General features: G+C 34.7%; 1 protein-coding gene. It reads left to right on the forward strand.

Annotated elements, in window-relative coordinates:
- Window positions 1–213 (forward strand): P-type ATPase actuator domain-containing protein (locus AAON49_RS00070; RefSeq protein ID WP_502942864.1); only part of this gene is annotated, 213 nt, incomplete at both ends.

Genomic DNA, 213 nt, shown 5'->3' on the forward strand with positions numbered 1-213 from the left:
AAAGAGCCAAAGGAAACATTAAAGCATTATTAGATGTTCGTCCAAAAGAAGCCAATGTATTTCGTGATGGTGATTTTACAAGTGTTTCCCCAGAAGATGTAACTATTGGAGAGAAAATTCAAATTCGTGTTGGTGAAAAGGTTCCATTGGATGGTGTATTATTATCTGAAAAGGCATCATTAAATACAGCAGCTTTAACAGGTGAAAGTAAAC

This window comes from Pseudotenacibaculum sp. MALMAid0570, assembly GCF_040151415.1.
GTDB lineage: Bacteria > Bacteroidota > Bacteroidia > Flavobacteriales > Flavobacteriaceae > Polaribacter.